This is a genomic window from Ruegeria sp. R13_0, assembly GCF_017743995.1.
Lineage (GTDB): Bacteria > Pseudomonadota > Alphaproteobacteria > Rhodobacterales > Rhodobacteraceae > Ruegeria.
In genome coordinates this window covers 120,767-135,542 of sequence record NZ_JAGHRB010000003.1, presented here as the reverse complement: position 1 = coordinate 135,542, position 14,776 = coordinate 120,767, and the positions used below count along the sequence as shown (strand labels likewise).

At 59.4% G+C, this 14,776-nt stretch carries 17 protein-coding genes; 6 read left to right on the top strand and 11 right to left on the bottom strand.

Annotated elements, in window-relative coordinates:
- The first annotated feature begins 13 nt into the window (after positions 1 to 13).
- Both J7394_RS05055 and J7394_RS05050 read left to right on the top strand, forming a co-directional pair.
- Positions 14 to 226, top strand: a complete 213-nt coding sequence (locus J7394_RS05055; RefSeq protein WP_247748068.1) for a YMGG-like glycine zipper-containing protein — start codon at positions 14 to 16, stop codon at positions 224 to 226.
- A gap of 5 nt (positions 227 to 231) precedes the next feature.
- The gene (locus tag J7394_RS05050) at positions 232 to 600 is read left to right on the top strand and encodes a YmgD family protein (protein WP_247748067.1); all 369 of its coding nucleotides are present in this window, start codon (positions 232 to 234) and stop codon (positions 598 to 600) included.
- A gap of 24 nt (positions 601 to 624) precedes the next feature.
- On the opposite strand, the gene J7394_RS05045 is transcribed toward J7394_RS05050, so the two are convergent.
- Entirely contained in the window at positions 625 to 1,296 is a 672-nt protein-coding gene (locus tag J7394_RS05045; RefSeq protein WP_209251401.1) for a hypothetical protein, read from the bottom strand.
- A gap of 26 nt (positions 1,297 to 1,322) precedes the next feature.
- Positions 1,323 to 1,517, bottom strand: coding sequence for a SlyX family protein (locus J7394_RS05040; RefSeq protein WP_170384915.1), 195 nt, complete (start codon positions 1,515 to 1,517; stop codon positions 1,323 to 1,325).
- Positions 1,518 to 1,642: 125 nt separating this feature from the next.
- On the opposite strand from J7394_RS05040, the gene hisS reads away from it, so the two are divergent.
- Genes hisS through hisG form a run of 3 tightly spaced genes read left to right on the top strand, consistent with a single transcriptional unit; the run spans position 1,643 to position 4,908 of the window.
- The gene (gene hisS / locus J7394_RS05035) at positions 1,643 to 3,130 is read left to right on the top strand and encodes a histidine--tRNA ligase (RefSeq protein WP_170480563.1); all 1,488 of its coding nucleotides are present in this window, start codon (positions 1,643 to 1,645) and stop codon (positions 3,128 to 3,130) included.
- A 3-nt stretch (positions 3,131 to 3,133) separates the two neighbouring features.
- On the top strand, positions 3,134 to 4,222 hold the full coding sequence (locus J7394_RS05030; protein WP_209251399.1) for an ATP phosphoribosyltransferase regulatory subunit: 1,089 nt from the start codon (positions 3,134 to 3,136) through the stop codon (positions 4,220 to 4,222).
- Complete coding sequence (gene hisG / locus J7394_RS05025; protein ID WP_209251397.1) at positions 4,219 to 4,908, top strand: ATP phosphoribosyltransferase; 690 nt, start codon at positions 4,219 to 4,221, stop codon at positions 4,906 to 4,908. Before J7394_RS05030 ends, hisG begins: the two co-directional genes overlap by 4 nt.
- Here the strand turns inward: hisG and J7394_RS05020 are convergent, their stop codons facing one another.
- Entirely contained in the window at positions 4,909 to 5,340 is a 432-nt protein-coding gene (locus tag J7394_RS05020) for a DUF1489 domain-containing protein (protein ID WP_209251395.1), read from the bottom strand.
- Between the two features lie 134 nt (positions 5,341 to 5,474).
- Between J7394_RS05020 and J7394_RS05015 the strand changes: the two genes are divergently transcribed.
- Positions 5,475 to 7,757, top strand: coding sequence for an adenosylcobalamin-dependent ribonucleoside-diphosphate reductase (locus J7394_RS05015; RefSeq protein WP_209251393.1), 2,283 nt, complete (start codon positions 5,475 to 5,477; stop codon positions 7,755 to 7,757).
- Positions 7,758 to 7,824: 67 nt separating this feature from the next.
- Here J7394_RS05015 and J7394_RS05010 read toward each other — a convergent pair whose 3' ends face one another.
- The 8 genes from J7394_RS05010 to J7394_RS04975 are packed head-to-tail and all read right to left on the bottom strand — an operon-like array spanning position 7,825 to position 14,734.
- Positions 7,825 to 8,763, bottom strand: a complete 939-nt coding sequence (locus J7394_RS05010) for an acetamidase/formamidase family protein (RefSeq protein WP_209251391.1) — start codon at positions 8,761 to 8,763, stop codon at positions 7,825 to 7,827.
- A 3-nt stretch (positions 8,764 to 8,766) separates the two neighbouring features.
- A complete protein-coding gene (locus tag J7394_RS05005; RefSeq protein ID WP_209251388.1) occupies positions 8,767 to 9,795 on the bottom strand; it encodes a branched-chain amino acid ABC transporter permease in 1,029 nt (342 codons plus the stop codon).
- Positions 9,792 to 10,688: a branched-chain amino acid ABC transporter permease gene (locus J7394_RS05000; RefSeq protein WP_170643166.1), complete on the bottom strand. Its 897-nt coding sequence runs from the start codon at positions 10,686 to 10,688 to the stop codon at positions 9,792 to 9,794. Before J7394_RS05000 ends, J7394_RS05005 begins: the two co-directional genes overlap by 4 nt.
- A 1-nt stretch (position 10,689) precedes the next feature.
- Positions 10,690 to 11,394 (bottom strand): ABC transporter ATP-binding protein, encoded by a 705-nt coding sequence (locus J7394_RS04995; protein WP_209251618.1) that lies wholly within the window; start codon positions 11,392 to 11,394, stop codon positions 10,690 to 10,692.
- Between the two features lie 41 nt (positions 11,395 to 11,435).
- The gene (locus tag J7394_RS04990) at positions 11,436 to 12,590 is read right to left on the bottom strand and encodes an ABC transporter substrate-binding protein (RefSeq protein WP_209251386.1); all 1,155 of its coding nucleotides are present in this window, start codon (positions 12,588 to 12,590) and stop codon (positions 11,436 to 11,438) included.
- Positions 12,591 to 12,619: 29 nt separating this feature from the next.
- The gene (locus J7394_RS04985) at positions 12,620 to 13,330 is read right to left on the bottom strand and encodes an ABC transporter ATP-binding protein (protein WP_209251384.1); all 711 of its coding nucleotides are present in this window, start codon (positions 13,328 to 13,330) and stop codon (positions 12,620 to 12,622) included.
- Entirely contained in the window at positions 13,323 to 13,964 is a 642-nt protein-coding gene (locus J7394_RS04980; RefSeq protein ID WP_170492405.1) for an isochorismatase family cysteine hydrolase, read from the bottom strand. The genes J7394_RS04985 and J7394_RS04980 overlap by 8 nt, the downstream gene beginning before the upstream one ends.
- Complete coding sequence (locus tag J7394_RS04975; protein ID WP_209251382.1) at positions 13,961 to 14,734, bottom strand: N-formylglutamate amidohydrolase; 774 nt, start codon at positions 14,732 to 14,734, stop codon at positions 13,961 to 13,963. Before J7394_RS04975 ends, J7394_RS04980 begins: the two co-directional genes overlap by 4 nt.
- Positions 14,735 to 14,776 lie beyond the last annotated feature (42 nt).

Genomic DNA, 14,776 nt, shown 5'->3' with positions numbered 1-14,776 from the left:
GGAGGGTTAGGGTTTGGCACTTTCAGCTATGGGCTCCAAAGCGCTGGTATTGGCGGGGGTGATCTCGCTATCTGTGGCGACTGCGGCTTTTGCAGATGACAAAAAGAAAAAACAGACAATCGAAGGCGCATTGATCGGCGCCGGAGTTGGGGCCCTGATCGGTGACGGCAAGGGCGCGGCAATCGGCGGTGTGGCCGGTGCGATTATCGGACATAACTGGAAGTGATTGCAATGCGGATGAAAACTCTCAAGCCTGTTGTCTTGGCATCCCTTTTGGTGGCTCCGGTTTGTACTTTTGCCGACGAAGCCGCCGAACAGATGGTGCAAGATGCCCTGCCTGTCATGCACTACACCTGCGCCTCAATCGCCGAAGAGGCGGACGGGGATGAGGCCTTTGTGGTCGAGGTCGTGGGCAAAATGACGGCCCTGTCGCTCTATAATCGTCAGATCAATATCGAAGACCACGCCGCCACGGATGAAGACAAAGCGCAACTGCGCGAAGCGTTCATTGCCGCTCTGTCCGAGGGTTGTGCTGCGGATAAAAACGCTCTTCTGGGTGGGGTTGTCGACAATGCGGTGAAATCGTCGCTGGGGTTGTGAGTTTGGCGGTCTCGGCAGTCGGCGCTAGAGCGTGCCGACCGACGCCCGGACCAGCCCCCAGCCTTTGTCCACTCCGGCGGTTTTCAGGCCCGAGGCGAGGGCTTCGGAGAGGAAGAGGATACTAGGGACTTTGGGGTCAATCCAGATATCCGGGCCGTTCAGTGCCTCGGGTAAAACCACTAGGTCTTTTTCCTTACCGCCTCTTGGAAGATATACAACTCCGCCCCCTCGACAGTTGAGTGGCGCGCGAAGGTCTCCTTCTGGACCCAGAGCCTCATAGTTTCCCATGGATCGTTTGTTACACACGTTGAGAAGGTAGTAAGGTTCGGACGTTGTCGGCACTGTTTCTGTCGGGTCCAACAGCCTCAACGGGTGAAACACCGTATGCCCCAGATCGAACTGCTCCAGGACCGATTTGGTGGTTTCTGAGACAAGCGGGTAGCCACCGCCGTTGATAAAAGGATCGGTGTGGTATTCAGCTTTGGAATTGTAGAACCAGACGACCCCGACTTGCTCGGCGGTCAAAACGTCTCCACGTCTCCATGTTTGAGCTGCCTCATCCACCATCCGGTTGGACCATTCGACATCTTCCGCAGACCGTCTGGCTTTCCATCTGTCACCGAACTCTTTGCGCAGCACAGATTCAATATTGATGCCGTTCATCGTCGTGGCAATCCACACGCAGCGGTCATCCATGCCTTGGCTCTCCATCCCGAAGCCTCTCAATAGTGGGGTGGGCGTTCGTCTCCAAACACAACCCCGCCCGAGCCTTCTTGCGCCCGTTCAGCCTCGCGCTGCAGCAGCATTTCGACGCGGCGCGTCAGGCGGTCGATCTCGGATTGCTGGCTTGTGACGACGGTGTTCAGCTCTTCGACCGTGCGGGTCAGGTGGGCGATCTGTTCTTCCAGATGCTGCATTTGGGTCTCCTTCAGGGACGGTCATAGCGGGCCTGCAAAGCCAAGACCAGCGAAAGCGCGCCTTGCCCCGATGCGGGCCATGAGATAGACCGCGCGCGGAACATGACCCGTGAAGGACGCCCCCGATGGCCAAGCCCAAGAAACAGCCCCGCCCCAAGGCCGTAACGCCGAAAGGGTTCCGTGACTATTTCGGCGAGGAAGTCACGCAGCGCACCGAGATGCTGCGGACGATTGCGGGCGTGTATCATCGGTACGGGTTCGACGCGTTAGAGAGCAGCGCGGTCGAGACTGTCGAGGCGCTGGGCAAATTCCTGCCCGACGTGGATCGCCCGAACGAAGGCGTCTTTGCGTGGCAGGAATTTGACGAGGGCGGAAACGGTGATTGGATGGCCCTGCGCTATGATCTGACCGCGCCTCTGGCCCGCGTCTACGCTCAGCACCGCAACGACCTGCCGACGCCCTATCGCCGCTACGCGATGGGTCCGGTCTGGCGCAATGAAAAGCCGGGGCCGGGGCGGTATCGTCAATTCTATCAGTGCGATGCGGATACGGTCGGCACCGCCTCGATGGCTGCGGATGCCGAGATCTGCGCGATGCTGTCGGACACGCTGGAGACTGTCGGCATTCCGCGCGGCGACTATCTGGTGCGGGTCAATAACCGCAAGGTTCTGAACGGTGTGCTTGAGGCAATGGGGCTGGGTGAAGACGCCGCCGCCCGCGACAACGTTCTGCGCACCATCGACAAGTTCGACAAGGTCGGTGAGGCCGGTGTGCGCGAACTGCTGACCAAAGGCCGTCTGGATGCCTCGGGTGCATTTATCGACGGTGTGGGTCTGAGCGATGATCAGGCCGAGCCTGTGCTTGCCTTCCTGACCTCCAAAGCTGCGGATACCGCCGGAACGCTTGCGAACCTGCGCGCGGCCGTTGGTGACAGCAAGATCGGTGCAGACGGTATTGCCGAACTGGAACAGATCGGGTCACTGCTGGACGCAGGCGGCTACGGTTCGGACCGGATCGAGATTGATCCGTCGGTCGTGCGTGGCTTGGGCTACTACACCGGCCCCGTCTATGAGGCCGAGTTGACCTTTGAGATCTTCGACGAGAAAGGCCGCAAGCGGCAGTTCGGGTCGGTCTCGGGTGGCGGGCGCTATGACGATCTGGTCAAGCGCTTTACCGGGCAGGAAGTGCCTGCGACGGGTGTGTCGATCGGTGTTGACCGCCTGCTGGCCGCTTTGCGCGAAAAGGGTCGTCTCAGCGCGCAGGCGACAGGGCCTGTGGTCGTCACCGTTATGGATCGCGACCGTATGGCCGACTATCAGGCGATGGTGGCTGAGCTGCGGAATGCCGGCATTCGGGCCGAAGTCTACTTGGGCAATCCGAAGAACTTCGGCAATCAGTTGAAATATGCGGACAAACGGAATTCTCCCATCGCAGTGATCGAAGGTGGTGACGAAAAGGCGAATGGCATCGTTCAGATCAAAGACCTGATCCTCGGTGCGAAAATTGCCGAAAGCGCCACGCTGGAGGAATGGAAAGAACGCCCCAGCCAGTTCGAAGTGCCGCGCGGTGATCTGGTCGCAAAAGTGCGCGAAATTCTGGACAGTCAGGACTGAGCCATGGCCAACCGTTCCCAGATACAGGCCCGCGCCGCGATGATGCGTGTCCGGTTCGAGGCCGCAGGCGCGCAGGTGGTCGATACGCCTCTGTTGCAACCGGCCGAGACCTTGCTGGACCTCTATGGCGAAGACATCCGCGGGCGCGCTTATGTCACGTCGGACGCTCTGCGGGGCGAGCAGATGCTGCGCCCGGATTTCACTCTGCCGGTGGTGCAGATGCACATGAGCGACGGCGCAGAACCCGCGCGCTATACATATTCCGGAGAGGTCTTTCGCCGTCAGGAACATGACCCGGATCGGTCGAATGAATATATCCAGGTGGGCTATGAGGTCTTTGATCGCGACGACCCATCCGGTGCGGACGCCGAGGTGTTCTCGCTGTTTGCTTTGCAGTTGCGGGGTCTGCCTTTGCGGGCAGCGACCGGGGATATCGGAATTCTGACCGCAGCCGTCGAGGGCCTTCGCACGACCGAGCGTCGCAAGACCGCCCTGATGCGACATCTGTGGCGCCCCCGCCGGTTCCGTATTCTTCTGGATCGGTTTGCCGGCCGCAAACCCGGTCCCGAAGGGCGAGACGCGTTGCTGAATGCCGCAGATCCTCTGGACAACGACATTCCGATGATCGGGAAGCGTCGTGCGTCCGAGATCGAGGCGCGGATTGAAGCGCTGCGTGAAGATCGCGACACGCCCCCCATCTCAGACAACGAACTGGCCGGGTTGGAGACGTTGTTGAATGTGCGTGAGACCATGCCATTCGCGCTTGAACAGCTGCGCGATGTGGCGGTCGACCTGCCGCAAATCACGCAGGCTCTTGATCGGCTTGAAGCCCGGATCGCAGCGATGCAGGCGCGGGGTGTGGATGTTGAACGGTTGGATTTCGAGGCTGCGTATGGCCGGACCTCGATGGAGTATTACGACGGGTTTGTCTTTGGCTTTTACGCCGAAGGTCGCCCCGATCTGCCTCCGATCGCCACTGGCGGGCGCTATGATGCGCTGACCCGGCAGTTGGGCAGTGGCGAAGAAATCCCGGCTGTTGGCGGCGTCATCCGCCCCGACCTGATGCTTGAGATCGAGGAGGACGCGCAATGAGCCTGAAACTGGGCGTGCCCTCTAAGGGCCGGTTGATGGAGAAAACTTTCTCGTGGTTCGAAAAGCGCGGCATCACTCTGTCGCGCAGCGGGTCGGATCGGGAATATGCGGGTAAGGTCGAGGGGATCGAGGATGTCTCGTTGATCCTGCTGTCGGCGGGGGAAATCCCGCGTGAACTGGCTGCGGGTCGTATTCACCTGGGGGTCACGGGCGTTGACCTTGTGCAGGAAAAGCTGCCGCGCTGGGAACAACAGGTTGAAGAAATTGCCGCGCTTGGCTTTGGCAAGGCGGATCTGATCATCGCCACTCCTGCCTGTTGGGTGGATGTGGATACGCTGGACGATCTGGATGCAGCCGCCGCTGCGTTCCGCAGAACACATGGTCACCGGCTGCGGATTGCGACCAAGTACCACCGTTTGGTGCGTGAGTTTCTGACCGATGCCGGGGTGGCCGACTATGCTCTGGTCGACAGCCAGGGCGCGACCGAAGGTACCGTGATGAACGAAACCGCCGAGGCCGTTGCCGATATCACCTCGACCGGTGAAACATTGCGGGCCAATCACCTGAAGATCCTGTCGGACGGTCTCATCCTGCAATCGCAAGCGACCCTGTGGCGCAGCCGTGTGGCGAGCTACGATGCTGGCGACAAAGCGGTTTTGTCCGAGCTGTTGGATCGCCTGCGCTGACTACAATATGCCGATTTCGGCCAGAGCGCGGTTCAGGTCGTCGGGCAGGGCGTCGTCCTGCTCACGCGTTTTTGGAAGATCGGCAGGGGTGTCTTCGGGTTTCAGATAACGCCAGCCTTGAAAGGGGCGTTTTAACGCGTTCTGGGTGCGATGCACCTCGGGGTCGAGAACAATGGCGCAGCGACGGATACCGTCCTCACCGCGTACCTCATCAAGGCGCAGGATACGCTGGCGGCATTGGATTACGCCTTTGATCACCCAATAGATCGAACCTCCGTTCAGGATCTCGGCCTCGCGCTTTGGCCACATGCGCGTCACGTGGCGCGGGCAGCCATCCGCGTAAAGCGGCTTGCGGCTGTCCTGCCAAGCCATCAGCGTGTCGACGCTGTCGGACCCGACCGAAAGTTTGACGAGGTTTACGAAATTATCCACAGCTTACCCACAGAGTCGCCCCAAAGGAATTGGTTAAGAAGGTAGGGCTAACGGGTTATTGCATCAAGTCATAGTAGCGCTAGGTGGCCAATTTGGTCTATCTTGTATGCCTCGCAGCTGAATAGGAATCACCAATGAGCCGCTTTGCCGCCCCCATCGCCGAGCAGATCTGGGACATGAAATACCGCTTTAAACAGGCGGATGGCACGCCCATCGACCAGACGATCGAGGACAGCTGGCGACGTATCGCGCGCGATCTGGCGCGGGTTGAGGCTGACCCGGCGCATTGGGAAGAAAAGTTCTACGCCGCGCTGGAGGATTTCAAATACCTGCCTGCCGGCCGCATCACCGCAGGCGCTGGGACCGCGCGACAGGTGACCCTGTTCAACTGTTTTGTCATGGGCACCGTGCCCGACAGCATGGGCGGTATTTTCGATATGCTGAAAGAGGCCGCGCTGACCATGCAGCAGGGTGGCGGGATCGGTTATGATTTCTCGACCATCCGCCCGCGTGGGGCGGATGTGAAAGGCGTCGCTGCGGATGCATCGGGGCCGTTGTCGTTCATGGATGTTTGGGACGCCATGTGCCGGACGATCATGTCCGCAGGCTCGCGCCGGGGCGCGATGATGGCGACGATGCGCTGCGATCATCCGGATATCGAACAGTTCATCACTGCCAAGTCTGACCCGGCGCGCCTTCGCATGTTCAACATGTCGGTGCTGGTGACTGACCCGTTCATGGAGGCCGTCAAAGCCGACGGCCCGTGGGAGCTGGTGTTCGGCGGAAAGGTCTATCACACCGTTCAGGCGCGGGACCTGTGGAACAAGATCATGCAGGCGACCTATGACTATGCGGAGCCAGGCGTGATCTTCATCGACCGCATCAACGCGGCCAACAATCTGAGCTATGTCGAAACGATTGCCGCGACCAACCCCTGTGGCGAGCAACCTCTGCCTCCTTATGGCGCGTGCCTGTTGGGATCGATCAATCTGGCCCGGTTGGTGGCTGAACCTTTCGAAGACGCCGCGCATCTGGACGAGGACGCTCTGAAAGAGCTGGTCGCTACCGCTGTGCGCATGATGGACAATGTGGTGGACGCGTCGAAATTCCCTCTGCCCGAACAAGAGGCCGAGGCGCAGGCCAAGCGCCGCATCGGACTGGGTGTGACAGGTCTGGCGGATGCGCTTTTGATGCTGGGCCTGCGCTATGGCTCTGACGAGGCGGCGCGTCAAACCGAGCGCTGGTTGCACGCGATCGCCCGCGCCGCGTATCTGGCCTCGGTGCAATTGGCGAAGGAGAAGGGGGCGTTTCCCTTGTTCGATGCCGAGAAGTTCCTCGCCAGCGGCACGATGCAGCAGATGGATGACGATGTGCGCGATGAAATCCGCGCGCATGGGATCCGTAACGCTTTGCTGACCTCGATCGCGCCGACGGGCACGATCTCTCTCTATGCTGGGAACGTGTCGTCGGGGATCGAGCCGGTCTTTGCCTATGCCTACACGCGTAAGGTGTTGCAGAAGGATGGCTCGCGCACCGAAGAAGAGGTGGTGGACTATGCCGTGCAGATGTGGCGCGACAAGTTTGGCGACAAGGACCTGCCGGAGTTTTTCGTGAATGCTCAAACGCTGTCTCCGTCCGATCACGTGAAAATGCAGGCCGCGGCGCAGAAATGGATCGACAGTTCGATCTCCAAAACGATCAACTGCCCTGAGGATATCAGTTTTGATGCTTTCAAGGATGTCTACATGCAGGCCTGGGATCAGGGTTGCAAAGGCTGTACGACCTATCGCCCCAATGATGTGACCGGCTCGGTCCTGACCGTATCGGAAAGTGCCGATACGGCGCCGGGCGAAAGTGCGGCTGCCCCGCATGAGGTCGATGGCGGTGACGTCGTTTACATGTCCGAGCCGCTGGACCGCCCGCAGTCGCTAGAGGGGTCGACCTACAAGTTGAAATGGCCCGACAGTGAGCATGCGATCTATCTGACGATCAACGATATTGTCATCGGAGGCCGTCGCCGTCCGTTCGAAGTGTTCATCAACTCGAAGAATATGGAGCATTACGCCTGGACGCTGGCGCTGACCCGCATGATCTCGGCCGTGTTCCGGCGGGGCGGGGATGTGTCGTTCGTGGTCGAGGAGCTGAAGGCCGTGTTCGATCCGCGCGGTGGAGCCTGGGTGAAGGGCAAATATATTCCCTCGATCCTGGCAGCAATTGGCGGGGTGATCGAGCAGCACATGGTCAACATCGGCTTCCTGGAGGGAGAGGGGATGGGACTGAAGTCCGACCCTCAGGCACAGGTCGTCAACATGGATGCACCGCGCGGCAAGGCATGCCCATCCTGTGGGCAGTATGACATGGTGATGATAGAAGGCTGCATGACGTGCAGAAGCTGCGGTTATTCGAAATGTGGCTGAGGTGAGGGCGCGGAGTTTGATTTCTCGGATTACGGAGATTTACGACTACCGGCCATTTAGGCGTTCCTCAGTCCAGAACTATCTTCGGAAAGTAGAATGAGACCGTCCAGTTCGGGATGTCAACGATCTCACTGATCCGTAGGTCGCCGCAGACCGAGCAGAGCATGTAGGCATCAAGAGCTGACATCCCCGTCGTGGCCGAGATCCAATCGACCATGCCCGCCACCGCATCGCGGGCGGCCTGCATGAGGTCCTCGCCTATGCCTGTTGTCGCCTTGTAGCCGGAGGCATCGAAATGGCGGGTGACGGGGCCGTTGGTTTCAAACCGGGGATAGGGCAGGTTTTCGCCTTTGAGAAGGTCGACTTTGATGGCCACGTCCATAGGGCTTTCGATGGCGGTGCCGCAAATCTCGCCATCGCCTTGTGCCGCATGGGTGTCCCCCAAAGACAGCATCCCACCCGCCACTTCAACCGGGAGGTATAGCGTTGTGCCCACGCAATTGTCGCGGATGTCCAGATTGCCGCCTACACGACGGGGAGGGACGACGGAGTGCAGACCCGGCTCGGCCAGCGCCAGGCCGATTGTGCCGACGAACGGCTTCAGCGGTACCTTCCCACCCGGGCCGAACAGGGCAGGGGTCATTGCATTGGCGTCATAGTTCCAGATATGCAGGGCTGCGTCGGGAAACTGATCGGTCAGCAGGCCAAAACCGGGGATGTTGGCGGTCCAACCCCAGCCCGAAGGCTTGAAATCCAGAAAGGTCACGGCAACCGTATCACCGGGCTCGGCCCCATTGATGTGGATCGGCCCCGTGACCGGATTGACCGCGTCGAAAGACAGCTTGCCCAGATCGGCCAGGGTCGAGGAAGCGTTCAACTGCCCGCCCGAACTGTCGATGGTTTCGACCTCAACGGTCTCGCCGGGGTCGACGCTCAGGACGGGTTCGATGGAGTTGTCCCAGCCGAAATGGTGGTTGTGTTTGTGAATAGTGTGGTTGCAACCCATGACTTACTCCTGTTTTTTCAGAACCAGGTCTTCGATTTCTTGATCACCCATGATCCCTCCGGGGCGCAGGGCCATAGTCAGTACAATGACTGTTCCCAGAGCAATACCCGACAGGCCCAGCACTTCGGGCAGGTCGATGCCCAGCAGGACCGGGCCGGTTTCCAGCCAACGCACGCATTCCAACCCGAACGAGATCAAAAGCGTGCCCAGAACCGCACCTGTGACCGTCCGCATTCCCCCAAGGATCAGCATGGCGAGTGTCAGGAAGACGTGGTTGAAATAGAAGGGCCGCGCGCTGATCGTGCCAAGGAAATACGCGTAGGCAATCCCGGCGACTGCAAGCAGTATGGCTGACAGGACCCAGGCAATCAGGCGTAACCGGCGAATGTTTACACCCATTGCGGCGGCTCCGACCTCATCATCGGCGCAAGCACGCAGCTGGATGCCCCAGCGGCTTTCGCGAAAAAGGCGCACGATGAACACGACGAACACGGACAAGATCACGATTGACGTCAGTGAAAACACCTGCGGAATGCCGAAAAACGCCTGATTTCCTTTGAAAATGTCGGTGCGGTACAGGAATACCGAATGCACGATGACCAGGACGGCTAGGGAAAAGATGGTCACGCCAGATCCCGTCAGGCGCACGACAAACAGCCCAACGATCAGGGCCAGAACAGCGGTGATCACTATCGCAAGCAGTGCCGAACTGACCGGGTCCAACGAAAAGGCATTCAACCCCCAAGGCGCATCCGGAAGAGAAATGGATTTGACCGTTACCGGCGTCACGCAGATCGCGGCCACATAGGCACCGATCCCCATAAAGGCACTGTGGCTGAGGTTGGTCAGGCGCGCGTTGCCCATGAACACCTGCATAGCCAATACGACCAGCAGGTTCACATAGGCGCTATAGACCAGCCGCAGTTGGTAGCGCGAGCCGAAATAGGTCACGATCAGCCCAATCGCGATCAATACGACGGCTAGGATCGCAGCGCCCACCAGCCCGCGTTTCTGACTGGGGTTCAGAATCATATCTTGTCCCCCTTCTCAGTGGGGGGCGACAGGATGCCATCCGGCCTCCAGACCAGAACAAGGGCTATGATTCCAAAGACAAAAGCGTCTTTCATACCGCCATATTCCTGCGGTAGCAGGACCAGCATCGCGACCTCGATGGCGCCAAGAAGAAAGCCGCCCAGCACGGCTCCGGGCAGGCTGCCGAACCCTCCGACGACGCAAGCCACAAAGGCCTTGAGGACCGGGTTGAACCCCAAATGCGGATCAACCGACCCACGCCGCGCCATGATGAAGATACAGGCCAGCCCGGCAAGCAGGCCCGACACCATGAAGGCCACTGCAAACACCCTGTTGGATTTGACGCCGACCATCCGGACCATCTCAAAATCCAAGGAGGCAGCGCGCATGGCCAGACCCAGTGTTGTGCGTTTGAGAAACAGCATCAGTCCGACGATCACCAGTACCGTCGTCACCGCCTCGAACACCTGAAGGGAGGATACCTGAACGCCGAAAAGCTGCACGGGCCAGTCGAGGAAGTACAACGATGTCACGGCCACGGGGCGTGGTGAGACTGCAAGCAGAAACACGTTTTGCAGAATGATTGAGACACCAAAGGCGGTCAGCAGACCGGTTGTCGGGTCCGCGTATCGCACGGGTCGGAACGCCACGCGTTCAAGCAGAAGGGACATCAGGATCGCAGCGGCGATCGCTCCGCCTATCACGATGAACGGGTTGTTCAGTGCCAGTGCGGCAAAGGCTACCATTGTGTAGCCGCCAACCGCGATCACCTCACCATGGGCAAAGTTCACCAGCCCCATGATCGAAAAGACAATCGCAAGACCGAGTGCAATCAGCGCATATTCAGCACCAAAGGCGAGCGCGTTCATCATCTGCTGGGCCACATATTCCATGTCAGGCGATCCCCGTCAGTTCCGCCATAAGCGCGCTGCTTTGGCCCAGTGTTTCCTTCGTCCCCTCGGCCACGATCCGTCCGTTGTTCAGAAGGTAGGCGTAGTCCGACAGGCGCAGCGCTTGCGTTGCGTTCTGTTCGACCAGAAGGATCGTCATTCCCTGCGCCTTCAGCTGTTCGATCATCTGGAAAATCTGGCTTACGATCTTGGGGGCCAGACCCAGGCTGGGTTCGTCCAGCAGCAGGATCTTGGGGCGTGTCATCAAGGCGCGGGAAATGGCCAGCATCTGCTGCTCACCGCCCGACAAGGTGCCGGCGGGTTGGTCTTTGCGTTCGCCAAGGATCGGAAAGGTCTCAAGCCAGTGGGCGATGTCGGCTTCCTTAGCAGTGCGGTCAGAACGCGTTGCTCCGCCGAGCACCAGATTTTCCTCGACGCTCAGGTTCGAGAAGATCCGCCGCCCTTCGGGCGCCACGGACATACCCGCCTGCACGCGGGCTTCCACAGGCAACGCAGAGATATCGGCCCCGTCAAAGGTGATCCGGCCCGAGGACTTGACCACACCCATCAGTGCCGAGATGGTCGAGGTCTTGCCCGCGCCATTGGGGCCCAGCAAGGACACACAGCGGCCCTTGTCCACGGCGAAAGAGATGCCGTGCACGGCCTCGATCGGACCGTGAGAAACTATTAGGTTTTCAACATTCAGCATCGGATTGGAAACGGGGGCTGGAACCACCCCCGTCTTTTGGCTCAGTTCCAGTCTTTCGGTGTGTTTTCGGGAATTTCGTTGGAGATCAGAACCCTCTTGCCATCTTTGTAGCCAATCACAGGGATCGTGCGCTGGGCATAGGTTTTCGTGTCCTTGAACGAAATGCTGTCGACTGTCAGCACTGGGATCGAGTCGGCTGTACGGATCGTTTCCGCAATCACCGCCGGGTCGCTGCTGCCGGAGGTTTCGACCGCCCAGGCAACGGCCTTGACTGTGTCGGCACCGGTGGCCGGGAACAGTCCGGGCACATCATGACCCATTTCCTTGCAATCAGCCATGAACTTGACCACGGCGCTTTCGTCATGGCTGGGTGCCAGCGTGGCAAAGAACACTTTGTCCAGGATTGAAGGATCATCGGCGGCGACCGCATCCAATGAGGGGTCATCAAAGCCATCCGAGCCTACGACCCACGCATCAATCCCGGCGCTGCGCAGCTGTCGGACCAGCACACCGATATCGGGCATGATCGACGAAATATAAACGGCATCGATCTCTTCACCCAGTGCTTTCATGTCGGCGATCTGAGGCGACCAGTCCGATGTGCCAAAGCTGAAGTTCATCTTGGCCAGTACTTTGCCGCCACCCTCTTCGATCACTTGACCGAACCACAGCGGGGTACGCGCGGACCACGACCCGCCTTCGTCCGAGGTCAGTAGAACCACATTTTTGACGCCTTCGCTAAGCGCGTGGTTGGCAGCTGCCGTTGCCGTGAACGGATCAGGCGAGACGCCGGTAAAGAAATTGTCGACGATGCCCGCGTGCATCTCGACCTGCGTGGATTGCGGCTGGAAGATGGAAACGCCGTAAGGCTGGGCGATCTGCGCCACCGGGATCATCGTGTCCGAGAACGGCGTGGTGCCCAGCATCACAACGCCTTCGTCCAGAAACTTCTGCGCCAGTGAGATCGCGGCCTGCGTATCACCTGCGGAATCCTGAACCAGAACTTCGATCTTCTTGCCTCCGGCACCGCCATCGGCGTTGATCATGTCGGCCATGCAGCGCGCGCCGAGATATTCGGAATAGATCGCCAGATCACCTGTCATCGGTACGCCCAGCCCGATCTTGATCGTGTCTTCGGCGACAGCCGGCATCGCCAAACTCATGGCGGTCAGAGTGGTAAGGGTCAGCTTCTTCATACTTGTTCTCCTGTTGACAGCCGCCTGCATCACGCGGCGCGTTCATCGGTTTCGCCAAGATAAGCGTCGATAACCTCTTGGTTCTTGGTTATTTCTTCGGGCGCACCTTCGGCAATGACGGTGCCCATATTCAAAACTGTGATCCTGTCGCATAGCGACATGATGAATTTCAGATCGTGATCGATCACCAGGATTGCGCAGTCCGAATGCGACCGGACCCAGGTCAGCGACCGACCCAGCGCTTCGGTCTCTTGTTCGTTCATGCCTGCCGCAGGTTCATCCAGCATCAGAACACTTGGATTCAGGGCCAGCGCGCGCACGATCTCAAGCCGCCGAAGCTGACCGTAGGCCAGCGAGCCCGCATTTTGGTTGAGCTTGTCCGACAGACCGAACTCGGGGATCGCGGCGTCGACGATTTCGGCGCCGCGGCCGGAATAGCGGGCGACGTCGATGTTTTGCGCGACGCTGAGGCTTGGAAAGACCCGCAGGTTCTGAAACGTCCGCGCCACACCGCGCGCCGCGCGTTCGTGGGCGCGCAAGTTGTCCAGCGGCTCGCCATCCAGCGACAAGCTACCCGCCGAGTGGGTCAACAGCCCAGAGATCAGGTTGACCAGCGTCGTCTTGCCTGCGCCATTGGGGCCGATCAGACCGCGCACCTCGCCCGGCGCGACGGACATGGTCACATCCTCGACGGCGTGGACCCCGCCAAAGGTCTTGGTGATGCCGTTCAGATCAAGCACCGGCCAATTCCTCGACCAGTTCTTTTGTGGTGACCTGTCGGCAATAGCCTTTGATCGCGCGCAGAGAATTGTCGTGCCGGTCCTGCGTATGGGTCAGGCAGGCATCTTCGACCTGAGTGACAAGGTAGCCCAGATCACACGCGTCCCGGATGGCGCTTTCGACGCATTGATCCGTCAAAAGGCCGGACAAAACAACCTGACGAACGCCAAGGTTGCGCAGGATGTAGTCAACATGCGTGGACACAAATACCGAAGAAGAAGTCTTTGGCAGCACGATCTCATCCCCTTGGGGCGCGATCTGGTCAATGACCTTTCCGTCCCAGCTGCCCTTGGGAACATGAAAACCCGTGATCTTGTAGTCCAGTGACCGGTCGCGCCCGTCGAGCGTCAGGCTTTCGATATTGGTGTACATGACCTCGACGCCGGCGGTGCGACAGGCGGCTTGTATGGCCTGCATGTTCGGGATCACGCGGGTGTCCAGTTGATCGAAATACCAGCCGTATTTCTCATTGAATTCGGCTTCAGGCATGTCCTTGAATTCGGCGCCGTCGCGATGTGCCGAATAGTTCTGTACGTCAATGAACAACAGGGCAGATTGCGATGGGATCAGTGGAACATTGCGGGTCAAACTCACGTCTTGGTCTCCAATATCCGGGTAAAGGCCTCGGCGAGAAGCTGCGCCCAATCCTCGACACCTTTTGCATCGCGGATCAGGTCATTGCGGATTTCGACCAGCGAATGCGCTAGTCCGCGAGGTTCCGCGAAACGAGGTATGAACCAGTCGCTTTCGCTGTCGATTTGATAGGGCTGATTCAACGCCATATGCAGATCGGGACGTAGGGCCGAGATATGGTCGATCGCGGCCTGCCCCGTGGTCGGGTCAACGCGCGTCAGAAATCCAGCGTGCCAAGGCCGCGCCTCACCATCGACTTGTGCGGCGAAGGAGTGGATCGACACCGCAAGCACGCGCGGCGCACGGTCCAGCATATCTTCAATGGCACCGTTCAGAGGGGCCATAATCTCGCGCTGACGCGCTGTGCGATCCGCAGCCGTCAAGTTCAGATTGGCTGGGATCTGCTCTCCAAAGCTGTTTGGCGGAATTGAATCCGGGGCTTCGATCGGGCGGTTGCAATCAATCACAAGGCGGGAGTAGCGTTGCAAGATCAAAGGTGCCCGTAGGAGGTCAGCCAATTGCCGGGCCACAGCCTCGGCCCCGATGTCCCAACCGCGATGGCTGGCCTGCACCTCTTCCGAGACACCCAGATCGCTCAGCTTTTGCGGGATCGCGCGCCCGGCGTGTTCGCAGAGCAGCGCGATCTTTGCATCACTGTCACGATTCACCCATTCCACCGGGGCGGGATCCCCGGCGACCAGCAATTCTTGGGTTGCGGCTGATGTGTTCATGTGGCCCACGTTAGAGAACAAGTTTTTTCAGAGTCAATGAAA